The sequence below is a fragment of the Pseudoalteromonas sp. NSLLW218 genome, assembly GCF_015864775.1.
Taxonomy (GTDB): domain Bacteria; phylum Pseudomonadota; class Gammaproteobacteria; order Enterobacterales; family Alteromonadaceae; genus Pseudoalteromonas.
Genome location: NZ_JADYWO010000002.1, coordinates 45,845 through 64,481, shown reverse-complemented (window position 1 = coordinate 64,481; position 18,637 = coordinate 45,845). Strand labels below are relative to the sequence as shown.

General features: G+C 38.6%; 14 protein-coding genes. All 14 read right to left on the bottom strand.

Translation table 11 applies throughout. From position 1 onward, the window contains the following. Positions 1–67: 67 nt before the first annotated feature. Positions 68–532 carry a hypothetical protein gene (locus tag I6E80_RS03025; RefSeq protein ID WP_154946061.1) on the bottom strand — a complete coding sequence of 155 codons (465 nt, stop codon included), beginning with the start codon at positions 530–532 and terminating at the stop codon, positions 68–70. Next, the gene (locus I6E80_RS03020) at positions 525–5,147 is read right to left on the bottom strand and encodes an RHS repeat-associated core domain-containing protein (RefSeq protein WP_231616701.1); all 4,623 of its coding nucleotides are present in this window, start codon (positions 5,145–5,147) and stop codon (positions 525–527) included. Before I6E80_RS03020 ends, I6E80_RS03025 begins: the two co-directional genes overlap by 8 nt. Continuing rightward, positions 5,147–5,998, bottom strand: coding sequence for a hypothetical protein (locus tag I6E80_RS03015; protein ID WP_197184750.1), 852 nt, complete (start codon positions 5,996–5,998; stop codon positions 5,147–5,149). Before I6E80_RS03015 ends, I6E80_RS03020 begins: the two co-directional genes overlap by 1 nt. Next, entirely contained in the window at positions 5,995–7,023 is a 1,029-nt protein-coding gene (locus I6E80_RS03010; RefSeq protein ID WP_197184749.1) for a hypothetical protein, read from the bottom strand. The genes I6E80_RS03015 and I6E80_RS03010 overlap by 4 nt, the downstream gene beginning before the upstream one ends. Before the next feature lie 2 nt (positions 7,024–7,025). Continuing rightward, positions 7,026–7,316, bottom strand: a complete 291-nt coding sequence (locus I6E80_RS03005; protein ID WP_024595244.1) for a PAAR domain-containing protein — start codon at positions 7,314–7,316, stop codon at positions 7,026–7,028. 35 nt (positions 7,317–7,351) lie between these two features. After that, positions 7,352–7,708, bottom strand: coding sequence for a hypothetical protein (locus I6E80_RS03000; RefSeq protein ID WP_024598499.1), 357 nt, complete (start codon positions 7,706–7,708; stop codon positions 7,352–7,354). Positions 7,709–7,715: 7 nt separating this feature from the next. Beyond that, a complete protein-coding gene (locus I6E80_RS02995; protein WP_024598498.1) occupies positions 7,716–9,593 on the bottom strand; it encodes a type VI secretion system Vgr family protein in 1,878 nt (625 codons plus the stop codon). A gap of 74 nt (positions 9,594–9,667) precedes the next feature. Next, positions 9,668–10,147: a type VI secretion system tube protein Hcp gene (locus I6E80_RS02990; protein WP_024594574.1), complete on the bottom strand. Its 480-nt coding sequence runs from the start codon at positions 10,145–10,147 to the stop codon at positions 9,668–9,670. A 250-nt stretch (positions 10,148–10,397) separates the two neighbouring features. Continuing rightward, complete coding sequence (tssH, locus tag I6E80_RS02985; protein WP_197184748.1) at positions 10,398–13,001, bottom strand: type VI secretion system ATPase TssH; 2,604 nt, start codon at positions 12,999–13,001, stop codon at positions 10,398–10,400. 22 nt (positions 13,002–13,023) lie between these two features. Then, on the bottom strand, positions 13,024–14,013 hold the full coding sequence (tssG, locus tag I6E80_RS02980; protein ID WP_197184747.1) for a type VI secretion system baseplate subunit TssG: 990 nt from the start codon (positions 14,011–14,013) through the stop codon (positions 13,024–13,026). Further along, entirely contained in the window at positions 14,010–15,836 is a 1,827-nt protein-coding gene (tssF, locus tag I6E80_RS02975) for a type VI secretion system baseplate subunit TssF (RefSeq protein WP_197184746.1), read from the bottom strand. Before tssF ends, tssG begins: the two co-directional genes overlap by 4 nt. Then, positions 15,833–16,318 (bottom strand): type VI secretion system baseplate subunit TssE, encoded by a 486-nt coding sequence (gene tssE, locus I6E80_RS02970; protein ID WP_024594570.1) that lies wholly within the window; start codon positions 16,316–16,318, stop codon positions 15,833–15,835. Before tssE ends, tssF begins: the two co-directional genes overlap by 4 nt. Before the next feature lie 17 nt (positions 16,319–16,335). Then, complete coding sequence (locus I6E80_RS02965) at positions 16,336–17,103, bottom strand: type VI secretion system accessory protein TagJ (RefSeq protein WP_197184745.1); 768 nt, start codon at positions 17,101–17,103, stop codon at positions 16,336–16,338. A gap of 2 nt (positions 17,104–17,105) precedes the next feature. Continuing rightward, positions 17,106–18,632, bottom strand: a complete 1,527-nt coding sequence (tssC, locus tag I6E80_RS02960) for a type VI secretion system contractile sheath large subunit (RefSeq protein ID WP_197184744.1) — start codon at positions 18,630–18,632, stop codon at positions 17,106–17,108. Positions 18,633–18,637 lie beyond the last annotated feature (5 nt).

Here is an 18,637-nt window from a genome sequence, read left to right as displayed (position 1 = left end):
ACCAAGTACTTGCTTCAAAATTAAGATATGTGTCTTTGTTATCTAGGATATCTTTTTGAATCAAAAATCAACCAGGAAAGCTTTTTTCACTCATAACGCTTAATAAAGAAAGTCCATTATCTTCATTAAACTCCGCATTGAAGTAAATCTTATCTTTTTCAAAAACCAGAGCACTTTTAACTTTTAAATATTTACCAGAAGACATCATTATTTCTTTAATATAATTATAATTTGCCCCTAATAGTGTTTCTTTCACTTTGTATGGGCTAAAGAATTGATTAAGGTAAACAACTTCTAATTGACACGCCTTAGTATCTGAGTCACCTTCAAAATGAAAAAATAAACATTCAAAAATTTCATCTTCATTATATAAGATCGAAACTCCGCTATCTTTCATAATTAGGTAAGTCTCATCCAAATCATCATCGTGATGAAACTCCGGCTTTTCCTTAAAAATAGAATGGCATAGCTCTTCGATACCACTCTTTAAAGTCGATTCTACAATCTCACTAATCACATTAAAATCAATCATTATCGGTACTCAATTTAATAGGTTCTTTTTTATCATAAACATTTATAGACTTATTATAGTTATGCAGTTTAGTTATTTCATTATTAATCTCATTTTCACTATAACCTCGCTTGAGCAGCTCACCCTTTGTTGTTTCAGTATCTCTAAAAGCCGCTTTTTCTAAATCAGAGGCATCTTCACTAATCCTTACTTTTGTATTTCTCCCTCTAAATGTCGCTCCTGCAGCGTGAACTTCTTTAGGCTCCACTAAAACACCAGTTAACCTCTTTAGTTCAGATTTTTCAGCTTTCGTTAGCTTTCTTTCCCTTTTTATCTCTTCAGCTTTTATAATCTGCTTAATAGCTGGAATATGATTACCTTCAAGATCGTCGCCTACTTTTGCTCTCTTATTATGATTACTGTATGTGGTTGCTTCACCAACTTTTAAAGCTCCAGTTCCGCTACCAAGCTTTTTAACAATTGGTTCAATTGCTTCATCTGCAAACTTACCTGGAATAGCTGCTACCGCTAATGTTGCAGCACCGGCGGCAGTTACACCTTCATCAACCATAGTAATTACAGCATCGAAAATATCAGCGACGCCTTCAACAGCCCATTCTATCGGAAAAATACTTACTGGCTTTAAACCTTCCTCTTGTGGTATTGAATTCAGATTATCCTTAATTTCCTTAGGCGTTAATTGCCCATCTTGAGCTGCTTTAAATAATTTTTCAGATAGTTTTGGACTTATGCACCCAGAAGCTACACTTGTATCTAACGCTTTTTTTAAGCTCTTTTCACCCTCTTCACACATTAACCCAAATGGATCCACCCAATTAACAGGATTGGGTGCATATTGATAGTGATTTATGCCGCCCACTAACCCAATCGGATCTTGGTTTATAAAGCGTTGCTGCTTGGGGCTGTAGTAGCGATAACGGTTGTAATGTAAGCCGCTTTCTTCATCTAAATATTGCCCTTGAAAGCGAATTGGCTGAGTGAAGGTGTTTTCTTTATTCGTGTCAGGCTCGGCTTCTGGTTCTTCATAACCATATACATCGGCTTGGTTTTCCCATACGACTTCTGATTTGTTATTTGTTACAAAGCGTGGGGTGTTAAGTTGGTCTAGGTGGTAGTAGTACACCTCACCTTGTTTAATCAGTGCTACTGGGTGAAATTGGTTTGGCAGGTTGATATACCACGTATATTCACCGTGCTGGCATTCGCCGATTAACTGGTCGTTATCCCAAATGTAGTCAATTTTACCGTGCTCGGTGTGCTTAGCAATACGACGACCGAGTGGGTCGTAGTCGTATTGAGTGAGCGTGCCGTTATTATTAAAACAGCTTAGCTGGTTAAATGCGTTATATTCACGGCGGGTTTTAATGCCTTTGCCGGTTTCGCGTATTTGGTTACCGAACTCGTCGTAGTAAAAGTCGCTGTCGCCAAATTGTGTTAGGCGGTCGGCGTCGGTGGCACTGTTTATTGTGGTGTTGTTAGTACTTTCATTGTTTGCTACTGAGTCAACGTTGCTACTATTTTTACTACTACTTTCACTATTATTTGGCGCTAACTCTTTGTATTCGCTATGCGTGGCGTGTGTTAAATCAATAGAAGAGCTGGCTGTATGCTCATTACTGGCTGCATCATGTTCTATCCCCTGCTCGCCTGTATCTCTAAGGTCTGCATCGCTTGTGTTTGATTTAACTGTTTGGCTTTGCGGGTTACCAAAGCTATCCCACTGGTAATGTGTGGTTGTATCGGCACGTGAGCTTGCCAATGTTTGTTGTATTAACTGGCCGAGGCTGTTGTATTCAAAATTGATATTTTGGCTGCTTACGCCTTCGTTTTTGCGGGCAATGAGCTGGTTTACACTGTCGTAGTTGTACGTACAAGTATCAAATAATGCTTGCGCTGGGTGTGTAAGCTGTTGCTGCGTTAAACGGTTAAATACATCAAACTGTTGATTGAGGGTAATGCTGTTACCAAACTGCTGGGTTTTAATATTACCTTGGCTGTCGTAACTTAAGGTTACAAGCGGCTTCGCAAGTTCAGCCTCTTTGCTATTGGTTTGTAGTAAGTTAATGCCGCTTAGCTGGCCAAACTGGTTGTAGCTGTATTTAAGCATGGTTGAATCTGGCAGGGTAAGGGTTTGCCTTCTGCCGTATTCATCATAACTGTATTTTAAGGTATGCGCTTGTTGCTGGTTATTAACTTGCTCGGCGCACAGTAGCCTGCCGCCTTTATCAAACTGCTGCTTTAAGGTTGATTGCGCATTATGCGCACGAGTAATTTTACCTTGCAGGTTATAGCTGTAGTAATTGGCGTTATTAATTATATGTGAGTCGCTTGCAAGGCTTGCATGCTGCGCAGTTACACGGCCTAAGCTGTCGCGCTCTATTTTTACATGGCGTTTGTTGCTTTGCGTTACTGAGGCTAAACGGTTACAGGCATCGTATTTATACTGCTGGAGCGTGCCATCAAACCCGGTTATTTGTGTTGGGTTTTCGTTCGCGTCGTAACTTATGCGGTATACGTGGCCGTCGCTTCGCTCTATGGCTGTTAAGTTTCGCTCTTTGTCGTATGTTAAATGCAGTGCGCTGCCATCGGGCTGAATAACACAATGTGGTTGGCTTAGCCCTTCAAAGTGTTGCTCTGTGGTGTCGCCTTTGCTGTTTTGCGAGCTAATTAATCGCCCTGCTTCGTCGTAGCTAAAATATTGATGCTGTTTATTTTCAGGCTCGTTTTCATCAAAGGCAATGGTTTGTGTAAGCTGGCCGTGCTCATTGTATTTATATTGAGTGAGTAAGCCTACGTTGTTAAGTGTGGCATTTACGCGGCCTAAGCTGTCGTAGCTGTAACGTATTAGCTCATCGTTATGATGTTTTGCTAACAGCTCGCCTTGCTCGTTCCAAATAAACTTGGTGATTTGACCATTTTTATTAATATGCTGGGTTAACTGGCCGAGCTTATCGTAGCTGTATAATGTGGTGCGGCCATCACCAAAGGTTTCGCTTTGTAATAAGCCAGCCACACTGTATTTACGCTTAATGGTTTGGCCATCAGGTAAGGTAGTTAATACACGTTGCCCAAGTTGGTTGTAAGCAAAATGGGTTTGGCTACCATCTGGCTGCGTTATTGTTTCTAACTGGCCGAAAGGTGTGTAGCTATAGCGCGTTGTGCTGCTATCAGGCTTAATTTCACTGAGCTTTTGCCCTTGCGCATTGTATGTATATTGCCAAACGTTGCCGTTAGGGTCGGTATGTTTTACCAGCTTACCTTGTGCGTTATGTACAAAGTGCTCTTTGTGGCCGCGAGAGTCTATACAGGTTGTTTCACCGCGCTCAAGGTTGTATTCAAACTGGTAAGTATAGGTGTTGTTATCGCCCCACTGCTTTATACATTTAGCGCTGGGTGAGTAGCTATCCCACTCAAAATGATGGCTAAAGCCACTGGCTCGGGTACGCTTTGTTAATAAATTAGCGGCGTTGTAGGCGTAGCGCTCAGTTTCGTTTTGCTGATTAGTAGACTGAACAAGGTTTTTGTTTTCGTCGTACTCGTAGCTTGCTAGTAATGGCGAAAGTAATTGCTGTTTATTGTTTTTGTCAGTGCAGTACGCTGCTATTTTGCTTAATAAACCTTGCGCGTTGTAGCTAATAATGCAGCCACGTACTTTGTTTACTTCTATACGGTGTAGGCGCTCTTTAGCATCGTAATAAAACGCGATGCTTTGGCCTTTTTCGTTAATTATTTTTTCAAGCAACCACGCGCTTTCGCCTGGTTTAAAGGTAAGGTGTTGGTCATCTGGCGTTACAAGTACTTGCTTACCATTTGTTTGGTAATGCAGTGCAAGGTTACTACTTAACTGATAGCTCGATTGACCAGGTTTTACCTTTTCAAATCTATGTTTAGCACCGTGCTCGTCTTGGTACTCTAACCAGTATGTCCCTTTTTGTTTAGGGCCCACTTTTGGCGGTGGCAAGTAATGCTCAGTAAGGCTTGCCATAAAGTCGTGGCGCCAACCATTACCCATTGTTGTGCACACATCAGCATGAGATGAGCGATACAAACGTCGCCATATTAATTGGCGACTCCCTGCTAGGGTAAAGTCGATAAGCGGGAGGATTTCTTCGCCAGAGAGCATTGAAACCGGATCTGAGCGGCATTCTTGGTTTGTAATGGGCTCTTCGCTTGCGGTGTTATTACTGGCGCCGCCAGTGTTTTTAGCGGGTGCTTGCGATGCGCTTTTACCTGATGCTGTTGTTTTAGTTTTTTTGTTAGAATTTTTACCTGCCGAGCTGCTATTAGTATTATCACTAACTTGAATAGAAGACTTAACTTTTTCACGGAAACACCTAATAGTCCCTGCAGCAATTGCTTTAATAAGCGAGTTAGCAGTTTTACGTTGGTCGTCTGCTTTAGAAGCTCCAATACCTATACTTAAAAGTAGCTTAATAGTATCAATACGTTTAGAGGGATCATTTGTGAGCGTTTCACTAACTTGATCAACCAATTGATTCGCACTTTCGTTGGTATTAGTTACAACAGCTTCGTAGCCTGCAGGCGCTTTTGCAGCACCAGCAACTAGGCAAATGGGGTAACTCGTTCCTTGTAAAACAACTGTATTACTTTGCATTAGTTGTGTACTTCCTCACTTATCCATAAGTATGATGCTGCAGCTTGGTATTTTGATTGTTCTTGAGAAATCACTAACGCGTGTTTAAAGTGATTTACAATAGCTGGGCTTGAGGTCAATTGATATAAATTGACGAGTCCTTCAAGCGCACCAATTTTACCCAATTTGTAATTAGGTAATTCATAATGTGTATGCTCACTAATTAAGCTACTGAGCAATTGTAAATTTGTTAACCACACATCGCTTTCGTGGTTTACGCCATTACCTGGCGCACATATAAAATCTATTTGTTTTTTGCTATTAAGCGCAATGTTAGAAAACATCCCACTTAACTGATTATGCTTTATAAAATCTACAGATGGAGCTAGCTCGTGGCTTTGTTGCATCCAACCCGCTTTACCTGCTGTAACCGTTGCAAATGCACCACCAACACCTTGATAGGTATATTCACTGTTAATATTAGCTTTGTATGTTGCATCTACTGCAAGTACATTCACCTTCTCCCACTGATTTTTCTGTACAAGTTCAATCATTGCATTAGCGCCTGTAGCGCCATAAAACAAAATATGACTTACATGCTGTGGAAATAACTGCTTTAAACTATTTGCTAAAAGTTGCTTGAGCTCACCTTGATACTCAAGCGCAGGAAGCAACCAAACTAAAGGCGCTTGTAGGTCTTCAACTTTTGCAAATAATTCTTTTGCCTTTAATACGCAATCGTAAATGCATGCATTCCACGATTGCCATACTTTACACTCATTTAACACTGATACTTCGCCGTATAAAAGCTCATCTATGTCTTGTGAAAATGGTGCTAAAAAACACTCCATATTAATATTAAAAGCATTCATAGCGGTGCCTTCGCATCTAGCTTTTTAGCTGTAGCGTGCTGATAATAGCTGTATAAGTTAAATACAGCTTGGCTATAGCTATCCATAGCAGACATTTCTATCGCATTTAACTTAATATTTAATGCCTTTCCAGCTATTAAGCGCAAAGGTGAAAGCTCACTTTCGTACTTTGGCCAGTTAGTTTGTAACTGGCGCTTAAATTCACTGCACGATAGCTCATCACCTTGCCACGCTTGTAATTGCGTTTCAAAACTCACCAATAAATCAAGCTTATCACCAAGCAAACGTCTTACTAAAGCAATAATGGCACTTGGATCTTCAACTTTATTTAAAGAGGTATTAGCTAAAGGAACAAGTTTTGCAAAGCTACTTTGCAGTAATATCTGCATGGTTTGATCAACCGTTAAGGTGTTACTTGCATGGTTGCCAACTACGTTTACTTGTTCCCAACTTAGTGATAATAAAAAAAGCGACATTAACGGGGAATTAATAAGCCCAGCATTGCATAAGTGTTTAAACGTATTTATTACATCGGTATTTTTTGTTTGGCTGCTTACTAAAAAATTTTTATCCAACGCAGGCTGCAAATGCTCAAGCGACTCTTGATTAGTGGTTAATGCAAAGCCCAGTGTTTTTAAATCAATATAAGCGATTAAATTAAAGCTATGCTGTTGTAATAACACTTTATAAATAATTAATTTAGTTAGGCTATGTAAGGTGGGCTCATTCATTAAAGCGTTAATAAACGCTAGATTAATGTTTTGAGGCAAATTAGCCATAACTTCAATACATGCTTGTGCTGTGGAATCAATGTTGGTGTCACTTTGTAAAAAAGCAATTAATTGTGCTAAATCTGGCTGGCTGAATTTTTGTGTTACGTTATTTTTTTTAGCCGTTAACCAACAAGCTTCTAGTAACTTTGTTTTGAGCGTTTTTATAAAACCTACGCATGTAAAAGGGCAATATTGTGCTTCACTAATTGCTAGCAGTTGCGCTTTATGATTACTTAGGTATGTAGATAGCAAGGTTAGCCACCTATTAATACTGTAGGATTGCCAACAACAATTTTACCACCATGGGAGCTGTCATCACCCATTCTAGCGGCTGGCTTACCGTTAATTTTAACTGAGCCAGAACCCGATTTAATGCTATCTGGCGGGCCAATACACACCATCATGTCGCCTTTACGCGCAGCGGGCATACCACCAATTAACACATTAGTTGAGCCAATAACTACAGGGCCGCCTACATGCGGCACTGTGCCGGTTGTTTTAGGGCACACATGCATGTGACCAATTGTAGCTGCGGGCTTACCCATAAAGACTCCTTGTCTGTTTATATTTTTATAATAAACTAATCAAATAAAGGGATTATTAATAACTTACTGTGCGCCACTAAAAGCGATAAACACTCTATTAATTCACTTTGAGAGTAATCTGAAAGTGCAACTGGGCTTTGCATAGCATATTGATATAATCCCGACACAATATCTTCACTATTTAATGCTGGGTGTAAATTATTTAAAAACTGGCTAGCGTAATAACCATTCATTGCTTTTAAGTGACTTAATGCTGGATTTAGCAATGGATCGTCGGGTCTATTAATTGGTAAGCATATTAAATATGCCAACCCATAACGGCAATATACAACATATCCGTTATTATTAATCCCGTTTCTTAGCCCTGTGTAATAACTGTTTATTATTTCCATATTTGCACTAATTTAATTTAATTATTCCGGCTGATAAAGTTATAGCACTGCCGTCAACTTTAACATTACTACCTTTAATATCTATATTAGTACCTTCGATAGTTATATTACCACTACTGCTCATTTTAATTTGTGCTGAACCTGTTTTAATAATGATTTCATCACCAGCTTCTATATTTAATGTTTTACCAACTTTTAAAGTATCATTGTCGCCCATTTCGGCAATACGATTTTTAGCAACTTTAAGGCTGTCGTTGTTAGCAATATCTACTTTTCTGTCGTTGCCAATCTCAACATTATGGTCATTGTCTGTTTTGTCATTTTGATCGTTTTTAACGTATAGCTGTTTGTCTTTTTCTGCCTGAATATATAAAAGCTCGCTGCCTTTTTTATCTTCAAATCTAAGCTCGTTAAAATTATCAGCCCCGCCTTCTTTTGTAGAGCGGGTTTTTATACCGCTTTGTGTCTTTTCAGCAGGCAATGCGTACGGAGGCATTAAGTCTGCGTTATACACTGCCCCACTTATTATGGGTTGATCAGGGTCGCCATTTATAAAATCAACCAAGACTTCTTGGCCAACTCGTGGGAAGAAAAAAGCGCCCCATTTTTTACCGGCCCAGTTTTGCGATACGCGGATCCAACATGAGCTTTTTGAATCTTTTTTACCTTCACGATCCCAATCAAACTGTACTTTTACGCGTCCAAATTGGTCAATCATTATTTCATCGGCGCTATCACCGGTTACAATGGCTGTTTGCACACCGTTAATTACAGGTTTTTTCTTATTAATTTGGGCTCTGTAAGGAATTTCTTTTGGTACACATTCAAAGTGGTTTGAATAAACTTCTTCTAGCGATGACTGCTGCGAACCTGATTGGTTGGGTACTGTAATTGAAGTCATCATAGAGGTAATTACAAATGTTTTACCTTCAAGCCGTGGGTCTTCATGTTTTTTAAAACTAAATAATTTACCAACCGTAAATGAGCGACAGTCACTGCGGCCACTCGAAAGCTTCATGTCTCTTTGTAGTGATTCTAATTGTACTGACGCTAAATTAGCAGCACGCGGGTGGCACTCTTGCTCGCCCGTGTATTCGAAAATCTCAGAGACCGACTGCGTAGGAAGTTCAGGGTTTGCTTGCTCGCCATCAGGATATCGAGATGGCTGTTTAAAATCGTAACCAACACGTTTAAAGCTACCTGGGGCTATACTTAAACCACCTTGCCAACGCGATACATGCGATTCGCTTAAGTGACCAGTTGAAAATACAACCTTACCTTCACCACACACCTCATAGGCTGTTATATCATCAGCTAAAACAAGCGTATGGCTACTGTTTGAGTGTTCAAAAAAGTAAAAAATACCTTCTTGTTGAAATAAGCGCTGAATAAAATCAAAATCGGACTCTTGGTACTGAACGCAATATTCGTACTTAGGATAGGTCTTACTTGTTTTATCGCTAAAGGCAACATTGTGTTGGCCAAATAAATCAGCAAATATTTCTTTAATTGTTTTCTTTTGAAAGATGCGGCTGTTTTTACGGTTGCGCATAGAAGCTGCAAAAGGAACTATGGTGGCTTGATAGTCGATATAGTTTTTTTGTTCGTCTACATCTGCTGTACGGCTTCCGTTTGAAACCAAGTGACTGACTATGCCGTGGTAGTAACGCTCACCACCGCCATCTGCATTCTTTACTTTAATAGATACAGGTTTACCAACTAAATCTTCGTGTGCTATTTGTTTTCCAATGGTGTACATATTGGCAGACATAACAAATAAATCAGACATTGCCTCCTGGGCAACAAAACGAGTTAAATAGAGGGCATCTTTACCAGCAGGGGTGCTTATTTGAATTACGTTTTTATCTTGTGTTGCTTTTTGCATTCCTTGCTTTTCCCGTCCTAAAGATCAAAAAAAGCTCTGAGCAATGCCCAGAGCCATTATGAAGGTAACAAATATTACATTTGTTGACCTTTAACACCGCTGTAACCGTATACAAGTGGAGCAGTAATGTTATTTTTGTCGTCTGTTGGAGTAACAGTCATCATCATTTCTGTGTAGCTGATAGTGATTGTTTCGATCGGACGATCGTTTTGTACTGATACTGAGTAGCTAGAAATCATTGCATCTGTAAGTTCGATTTTCATGATTTCTTCAACTTTATCACCTTGTTTAGTGATATGGAAAACAGCTGGTAAACCTTTACCGATTGTCGCTTCTTTGAAAAGATCCGGAGATGCTTTATCTTGAAGTTTAGTGATTGTTACATCGCCTAAACGAGTAGAGCTTGACTCACGGTCCATCGCTGTACCAGTAGCTGAGCTAATTTCACGACTTACATTCCAATCAAGAGATAAAACTGTAATTAAATCTTTGAAAGACTCAGCAGTAGTTTCGCCTTTGATTGAACCGTATTTTAAATATGTATTTGCTTGCATTCGATAATGCTCCTTTTTATTAAACAATGTTATCCATTAATACTGGATTCTTTACTTTGGCTTATACCAAAATTCCTTTGAAACCATTATCTTTAATACAGCAATGAAAAGGCCTTCTGATTCCTTTCCTTAGATGAAGACAATGTCTCAAAAATTCCATGTAGTGATATCAGGCACCAAAATTATAATGCCCTCAAACTAAAGAAACAACCTTAATAACAAGTTATTTCAAATTAACTTTAATTAACCTTTAATTCAGCTCTAGTTCAAATTCATTATCTTTTATTAATAACGATATACTATTAATTTCTTTGTCTTCAATCATGCTAGAAAGTAAAACTTCAGACAATAATGGCAGCACTCTGTTTTGCAGTATAGTGTGAATATTACGTGCGCCTGAGCCTGCATTTTGACAATTAGCAATAATATACTCAATTACATCATTATTATAAGTTAGCTCTGCATTGTAGTGCTTTTTAACTCGTTTAATTATTTTGTTTATTTGAATAGCTGCAATTTCAGTAAGAATATCATCACTTAACGGTATATAAGGTATTACATTAATACGCCCTAAAAACGCAGGTTTAAATGACGCGAGTAAATCATCTTGTAATGCCTTTAATAAACCCTTAATACTCGGTTTACTTTCTTCGTCTTCAAATAAACTCATTGTGGTGTCTGTACCCACGTTTGAGGTCATAATTATAATTGTATTCTTAAAATCGATATCGCGGCCTTCACCGTCTTTAATTGTACCTTTATCAAACACTTGATAGAAAATATCTTGCACACCGGGATGGGCTTTTTCCATTTCATCTAAAAGTACAACACTGTATGGTTTTCTTCTTACCGCTTCGGTTAATATGCCACCTTCACCGTAACCTACGTATCCTGGGGGTGAGCCAAGTAATAAAGACACTTTATGTTCTTCTTTGAACTCAGACATATTAATTACGGTAACGTTGTCTTCACTGCCATATACTTCTTGAGCAAGTGATAGAGCTGTTTCGGTTTTACCTACACCGCTCGGCCCAGCTAACATAAATATACCATTAGGGCGGCTTTCATCTGCTAGCTGAGCACGCGATGTTTGAACAACTTTAGCTATTAAATCAAGAGAATGGTCTTGCCCTACAACGCGTTGCTTCATTTGTGTGGCTAAATTTAAAATCCCATGAATTTCATCTTCATGCATTTTACCAACAGGAATACCCGTCCAATCTGAAATAACTTGTGCAATTAGCTCCTCGTTGACTTGCCAATGCACCATATTATGTTCAAAAGCGGCTAGTTTTTCTTTACTAGCTCTAAGCTTATTGAGTACTTCTTGAGATGACTCTTCATCTTGTGAGTTAATAAGCTCTAACGCTTGATTAAGCTCAGCGACTATTTCTTTTTCAGTTTTAAATTGCGCTTTTAAAGGCTCTAATTGCTCTTCAATTGTAATAAGCTCTGCTTTTAAAGTGTCTAACTGCTCTGCGTGATCTAAACCTGTTTTTTGTTCTCTATTAAGCATTTTTACTTGTGTTTCTATTTCGCTTAAGCGATTTACAAGCTGCTCAATAGTATTTGGAGTAGATGCTTGGCTCATTGCAACACGTGCACAAGCTGTATCTAATAGCGCCACAGCTTTGTCTGGCAATTGTCTAGCCGTAATATAACGATGAGATAAATGCACTGCGCCTTCAAGTGCTTGCTCAGAGATAAACACCTTGTGATGCTTTTCCATTACCGGCACTAAGCCACGTAACATAGCTACGGCTTTTTCGGGCGTTGGCTCTTCAACTTTTACAACTTGGAATCGGCGCGTTAATGCAGCGTCTTTCTCAAAAAACTTTTTGTATTCAGCCCAAGTAGTCGCCGCTATTGTGCGTAATTCGCCACGTGCTAAAGCGGGCTTTAATAGGTTTGCCGCATCATTTTGACCCGCTGCACCACCGCTACCAATCATGGTATGTGCTTCATCAATAAACAAAACAACCGGATTTACCGCATTTTTTACTTCGTTGATAAGCGATTTGAGGCGATTTTCGAATTCACCTTTCATACCCGCACCAGCTTGTAGTAGTGCTAAATCTAAACTGTGAATTTTTACATTTTGTAATACAGCCGGTACATCTTTTTGAGCAATTCTTAACGCGAGCCCTTCAACAACTGCTGTTTTACCTACACCTGCTTCACCAGTTAAAATTGGGTTGTTTTGACGACGCCTTGTTAAAATGTCAACCATTTGGCGAATTTCGAAGTCACGACCAAGAATAGGGTCGATTTTTCCAGCGAGTGCTTGGGCAGTTAAATCAACAGTGAATTGATCTAAGCTTGGGGTTTTAGAGCCAGCATTTGCCTGAGTCGACGCATTTTGTACTGAATGGTTACGCTCTTGAGATTGCGCAACGATTTCAGGCCATGCATGAAGCAATTGACCTGGTTCTATTTTATTAAATAACTTACTACAACGTGTTACTAAGCTGGATAATGTATCGTCTTTGGTAAGGGTATAAATAACATATGCACTACGAATTTGATTATCTGTAAACTCAATACTAGTACTTAACCATGATTGCTTGAGGAGACTGGTTACATGCACTGACAAACTAGGAGATGACTCACTACCCGTTTTAAACGACTCTAATGATTGATTTAAATCCTGCTGAACTTTATCAATATCTATATCGAATGAGCCAAAAATCAGTCTAACGTCATCTAGTTGCTGCTCAATCATTGAAAGTAGCCAATGCTCAAGTTCAACCGTGAAATGACTGCGGCTATTACATATAGCAACAGCACCTTCTAGGCTTTTTCTGCAATCAGGACTCAGTTTTTCAACTAGTTTATTCAGTGTCATCGAAGACATACTTTTTTCCTTTTAATTTTAATTATCCCTTAAACGATAACTTAGTAGGGTTAGATTTTAATTTGTTATCTTGTACAGATAAGAAGCTATTGGCACCTAACTGACACTCATTTTTTGAAAGTTTAGCGGCACCTAAATTTTGAAAATTTGACTCAATGACTAAGCGAAAGTTAATGGCATTTCCAACATAGTCTTTTGTTATTTTATTCGCGATTTCGAAAAGCGGACCTTTGGGCAAAAGTTGTTTTGCTTTATCTGGATCATCTGATTTTATGTGAATTTCGATATTAGAAGATACGTCCCATACTTTATTTCCAATCATGGTATCAACGCCTAAACGGGCGTGCTGGCCTTCATATAATGCTTGGCTTGCTAAACGGGTTTGTTCTTGCTCTTTTAGCTCGTGCCATTGGCCAACCATTTGTTTAATTGATACTTCACAGCCTAAGTATGACGAAAGTACATTTTTTAAATCAAATGCATTTCTAATTTTACGGCTATATAAACCCGAAAAATGCAGTTGGTGTTCGTTGTAACCACCACTTAATAGACCCAGTATTTGTGTATAAGGATCTCTGTTTCTATCTTTATTTACGTGATTAAGCGATGGTTTATATTTTTTCCAAGCACGGTAATACAGTGAGATTAAACGATGATTAAACATGTCGTAAAAGTCACGCATGGTTGTATCTTTATAGCGCAAACGCTGCATCACGAGTTCGCTATAGAACTGGGGTAAAGCGCCTGAACAACCCGTTAGCCCCATAAAAGAAACCTGCATATTTACTTTATGCATACCGTCTTCGAAACCTATTTCTTCTAATTTGGTAATTGCATTACCTGGATAGCCAAACTTTTGGGTAGCTGTAAACTTAATCAACTCTTGCTTTGGATTACTGTCGTAACCGACATGTCGATAATCTAAGCCGCGCTTTTTGAGCTGATTTTCAATTATGAAAACAGCTTTATAAAAATCAATTTGAGAAGCTTGTGAGATTATTTGCTTAATCATAATAATGGACTGTCACCCACTCTTGCAGGCCATTGAAAATAAATTTGTTCTTGCTCTTTAAGCCTTAAGCTTAAACGTGTGTAGCTATTTATTGCTGCAAATTGAGCAAAAAAGTGATCAAGTATTGATGCAAAGAAAAACATCCCGCTGCCAGAAAAATCATCGTTAGCAAATGTAATTTCTATTTCGCTGCCTGTGGCAAAGCTTACTTTACCTTTTTGAATAACACGGGCTGTTGAGGGCTCTATTACCACTCTATAAATATTATCTATCATACCCTTAGTTTGTGGCGATGCTCTAAAATCGTATAAACGTAAAACTTCTTTAAGCTTATTACATGCATCTTCACCACTAAAGGTATCTAGCGTTAAATGATTAACTAACTGCCAACGTGTTGCATCAGCTAATATAGGTCTCACTGCATGAGTAAATGGCGTTAAACATCTAATTTTTTTAATGACATCGCCGCGCTCCGGCATTAATAAACCAAGCTCGTCATCACCAAAGGGCATACTTGCCGGTAGGTTTCGGTTACTACAATTTGCGCGAACAGTAAGTACTGAATTTCCGTCACCATACTCCATCGCACTATTTTCAAAAGTGGCATCAACTAACGATAAAAATGTTTCGGTTCCTGACTCTACATAACCGCCTGCCCAAGAAGCTGTTTCTCGACGAATATGCCAAAACAAATCATCATGACCATGATATTTAGGATGTGTTTGACCATAAAAAGGCGAAACAATTTGCTTATTGCCTTTATGATCAAATGCAATAACTTCAGAAATACCAATCACTTCAGATATTTCAGAGTCCATATAACGCGGTGTTAACTGATACTCGTATTCACTGATTTCAGGTCGTATTGGCTCAAGCTCTTGTTCAAATAAGTTTATTATTGGGGTACAGCCTAATAAGAACATATCTTTATCTACTTGCTTTTCAAGCTCAGCAGATTCAGTATCTAGGTAAATATAAATACTACATTTATTAGATTGCTTGGGCAGTGATGAGAGAATGCCTTCAAGCTCAAAAAACCTAAACTTCTCAGGAAAAGTAAAATTCTCAACGAGCAAACGGTATCCGGCAGATGAGCGCTGCGAATAAGGGACCACTGCTTCGTTAGAATCAAAACCAACTGCTTTTAACTGGTTTTTTGACAGGTACCTAATACCTTCATCGCCATTGTCTATAGCAATACCAATACTATGTTTAAACAGTAACTCGTACACTTTAAGTGTATGATGCCATTGGCCATTTATAAAAACACGTAATTTTTCAAGGCCAGTTTCTGCAAGCGAAACCCCTTTATACTCACCAGTTAATTCTATTTTGAAGATAGATTTTGCTTTTTCGTGCCAGCGAGGCTTAGGCGCTACAAATGGGCTATTATCAAATTGCACATTTGTTATTTCGACAGGCCAAAGGTAGGTTTCATAACACGTTTGAAATTTACATTGCTTCATTGAGTCAACGTTAGTTTCTACTTCACTTGCCTTTGGTATAACAACACCTGCCGTAGATAAGTTCTCAGCTTCAAGCTTAACAACCGACATTGATGGAATTGGCGCTTGGTAATCTGGTAGCATTTGCCCTAGCAAAGCATCCGTTAACTCCGGGAAGCTATCGTCGAGCTTTTGCCTTATGTTGGCGGTTAAAAATGCAAACGATTCTATTAATCTTGATACATGAGGGTCTTCAATATGATCTTCACTTAACTTTAAACGCCCTGCAACTTTTGGGTATTTTTCAGCAAAGTCTTTACCTAAATGACGCACAAATGCTAATTCACGATTGTAATACTTCAATAACTCATCGTTCATAATGATGCCTCAATAATCTTCATACCCAAGTTCACGGGCTCTACTTCTGAATCAAAACTAATAAACTCTGGCTCAGGATCGGCGTATAAAAGCGCATTAATTCTTAAATTTAATACTCTGTTTAAAGGCACTTCTTCGTCTGTAAACACTTCAACTTCAAGAAACCGTGGCTCAAATTTTAAAATTGTATTTCTGACGGTTTCGCACAGTAATGCGCGCCCTTCGTGAGAGCTTACAGACATACTCGAAAAGTCAGGTAAACCATAAGACAAACATGAAGTAGCTAGCTCAGTATATTGAGTTGGCCATGTATGCCACTGAATTCGAGCATTTAGCAAAGCTTCAATATCTCTGCGCACGTTTTTTCTGAGCTCACTAATAGTGATGCCTTCGGTACGTGATGGTGCATCCTGAAAATCAGGCTCGTCATCAATGAGCCTATCTATTATAGATGCTTGAAGCTGTTGTTTATGCTCTATCATGGTTGCTTAAACTTAAATTATGCTGTTTCAAGTGAGCTTATTTTTAAATTTGGAATAGTGATAGCTTCATCATCAACAAACAGCATTTTCATTCCCTTGCCTATAATAAATTCATCTTTTAGCTCGACCCAATCAGACACTTGACCTAGCTTTTCAAGTTCTGATTCAGAGTTAATATAAACAAGTGGTAAATGAGCTGTACCTGACGGGCCATCTTTAATCGTAATTTCAACACGTAACCAAATGCTTTCTAATAAAGACTCTACTGGCTCCATTTTCAAAGATTCAATTTCGTTAAAGTTAGCTAAATAAAACTCACCATTAGTCCCTAGAACCTCTAGGTATGGGTTTAAGCAATCATCAAGATCTCTTGCTGATGCCTCGTCTGTGCTAACTCTTATAGATTCCATTTCCTGAGCTAACTGAGCTGCTTCGTCGGTTGAACCTTCTAACAGAGCAACATGCATTTTCAAAAATAGTGTGTCTAATTCATTCGCATCATGAAATAACTTAGGGATGCCTTTACCTTGATAAAAATCTACACGAGATTGCTGAGCACGAATTAGGTGTCTTAAATTTACTGCACCTACTGCAAATTCAGGATTTTTTTGCACCATAAAATCCAGTTGTTTATCGGCTTTCTCAAGCTCACCATTTATGCAAAGTAGCTCGGCGTAAATACTTCTGATATCAAAATTTAGTGGCTCATCTTGAAGCTCTGTAGCACAACAAGATAAAGCATCAGTAAGTTTCCCCTCGCGAATTAAGCTATGTATTTTTTTCATGACTATTCCTTTATTTTATGATGAGGACTGAGCTCAGTAATTAATTTAATACTGGAGATCATCTGATCTAATTGAAAATGTGGCTGTAATTGTAAAACAGAAAAGTAATGCCCAGGATTGGCTTTATTTTCACTGACTTTTATTCTGGCATTACTTAAAGGGTACTTACTTCTTATATGCTCTGAGGCAGAGTCTGAAGCAGTTGTATAATTATTTATCCACGCTTGTAAGTCTCGCTCACAAGCTTGCGCCGTGTTGTAAGACCCAACACGGTCGCGAGCTAATAACTTTAAATAGTGAGCAAAGCGAGATACGCATAAAATATATTGCAGCATTGAAGATAAACGTGCATTTATATTAGCGGCACTTGATTCATAGTTTTTAGTTTTTTGAACCGATGCATTACTATAAAAAACTATGTGCTCTGTATTGGTTACTGACGATGTTGGAATAAAGCCAAGTTCTGAAAATTGCTTTTCAAATTTGCTTGTTACTAACAAGTTTAGTGGTGGTTTTGCTTCTTTTTGATAAGTGTCGTTTGCAAAACTGTCTCTAGCCAGCCCTGTTACCAATCCCTTTGAAATTTTACCCGGCTCAATACCGCGAATGTGCCCAAACCAGCCACTATCGCAATATGCTCTTATTATGGTAGATACAAATTGATATGCTGCATTGCCCCAAAGCATATCGCTTTCGGGGTCTTTAATTTGCTCTTTAAAGTAAAAATCTTGATGACGTTTACCATCATTGCTATATGGCGGTCTAACTAATACATGAGGAAGCGTAAGCCCAATGAAACGAGATTCTTCCATCGCTCTAAAGCTTTGCCATTTAGCGTATTCAGGTTGTTCAAACTGATTAAACAAATCGGCGTAATAGCCTAAATCAGAAAAGTTATCTGCACCAAATAAGTTAGGAGAAGCGGAGCAAATGAATGGAGAAAAAGCCGCAGCAGCGGTTCTAGATATTTCTTTTATTGTGTCTATGTCATTATAAATTGTGCCCGCTGAGCACATGTTACTAATTTCGTAATCACCTATAACAACACCAAATGGCTCGCCACCTGCGCTATCAAATTCACTCTGATAAAGCAGTTGAAAAAATAAACTTTGGTCAAAATCAATGGCTTTGTTTACATCTTTAGAGAGTGTTGCCCAATCGCAGTTCAATACTTTTATTTTTACTTTATTTTCTTTGTCGTATTGTTCGCATTGAAGTATCAGCCACCAAAGATTACGCCAACTGGCTTCTAACTTTTGAAATCTATCATTATGAATAATTAGGTTTAATTGTTCTGAAATGAGCTGATCGAGCTCAACGATTACGCGCTGTAAATAAGGACCCAGTGATTCTTTAGTCCATGAAATAGGTGAATCTGAAGAGCCTTCAAGCCATAATAACAATGCTTTATCTAGGTTTTTTTCGTTTAAAAACCTATCGAGTAAAGCCTCATTATCACTTATTCGAGACTGCGCTTTTTGTACAAAAGCGAAGTCTTGATTTATAAATGAAAACTCTTCGTGATTCATTCTAC

Bases quoted from the DNA above. Each gene is read 5' to 3' on its own strand.
- tssC (WP_197184744.1), bottom strand. From the start codon at position 18,632: ATGAATCACGAAGAGTTTTCATTTATAAATCAAGACTTCGCTTTTGTA.
- I6E80_RS03020 (WP_231616701.1), bottom strand. From the start codon at position 5,147: ATGCAAAGTAATACAGTTGTTTTACAAGGAACGAGTTACCCCATTTGC.
- tssG (WP_197184747.1), bottom strand. From the start codon at position 14,013: ATGATTAAGCAAATAATCTCACAAGCTTCTCAAATTGATTTTTATAAA.
- tssE (WP_024594570.1), bottom strand. From the start codon at position 16,318: ATGATAGAGCATAAACAACAGCTTCAAGCATCTATAATAGATAGGCTC.
- I6E80_RS03000 (WP_024598499.1), bottom strand. From the start codon at position 7,708: ATGGAAATAATAAACAGTTATTACACAGGGCTAAGAAACGGGATTAAT.
- tssF (WP_197184746.1), bottom strand. From the start codon at position 15,836: ATGAACGATGAGTTATTGAAGTATTACAATCGTGAATTAGCATTTGTG.
- I6E80_RS02995 (WP_024598498.1), bottom strand. From the start codon at position 9,593: ATGCAAAAAGCAACACAAGATAAAAACGTAATTCAAATAAGCACCCCT.
- I6E80_RS02965 (WP_197184745.1), bottom strand. From the start codon at position 17,103: ATGAAAAAAATACATAGCTTAATTCGCGAGGGGAAACTTACTGATGCT.
- I6E80_RS02990 (WP_024594574.1), bottom strand. From the start codon at position 10,147: ATGCAAGCAAATACATATTTAAAATACGGTTCAATCAAAGGCGAAACT.
- I6E80_RS03025 (WP_154946061.1), bottom strand. From the start codon at position 532: ATGATTGATTTTAATGTGATTAGTGAGATTGTAGAATCGACTTTAAAG.
- tssH (WP_197184748.1), bottom strand. From the start codon at position 13,001: ATGTCTTCGATGACACTGAATAAACTAGTTGAAAAACTGAGTCCTGAT.
- I6E80_RS03005 (WP_024595244.1), bottom strand. From the start codon at position 7,316: ATGGGTAAGCCCGCAGCTACAATTGGTCACATGCATGTGTGCCCTAAA.
- I6E80_RS03015 (WP_197184750.1), bottom strand. From the start codon at position 5,998: ATGAATGCTTTTAATATTAATATGGAGTGTTTTTTAGCACCATTTTCA.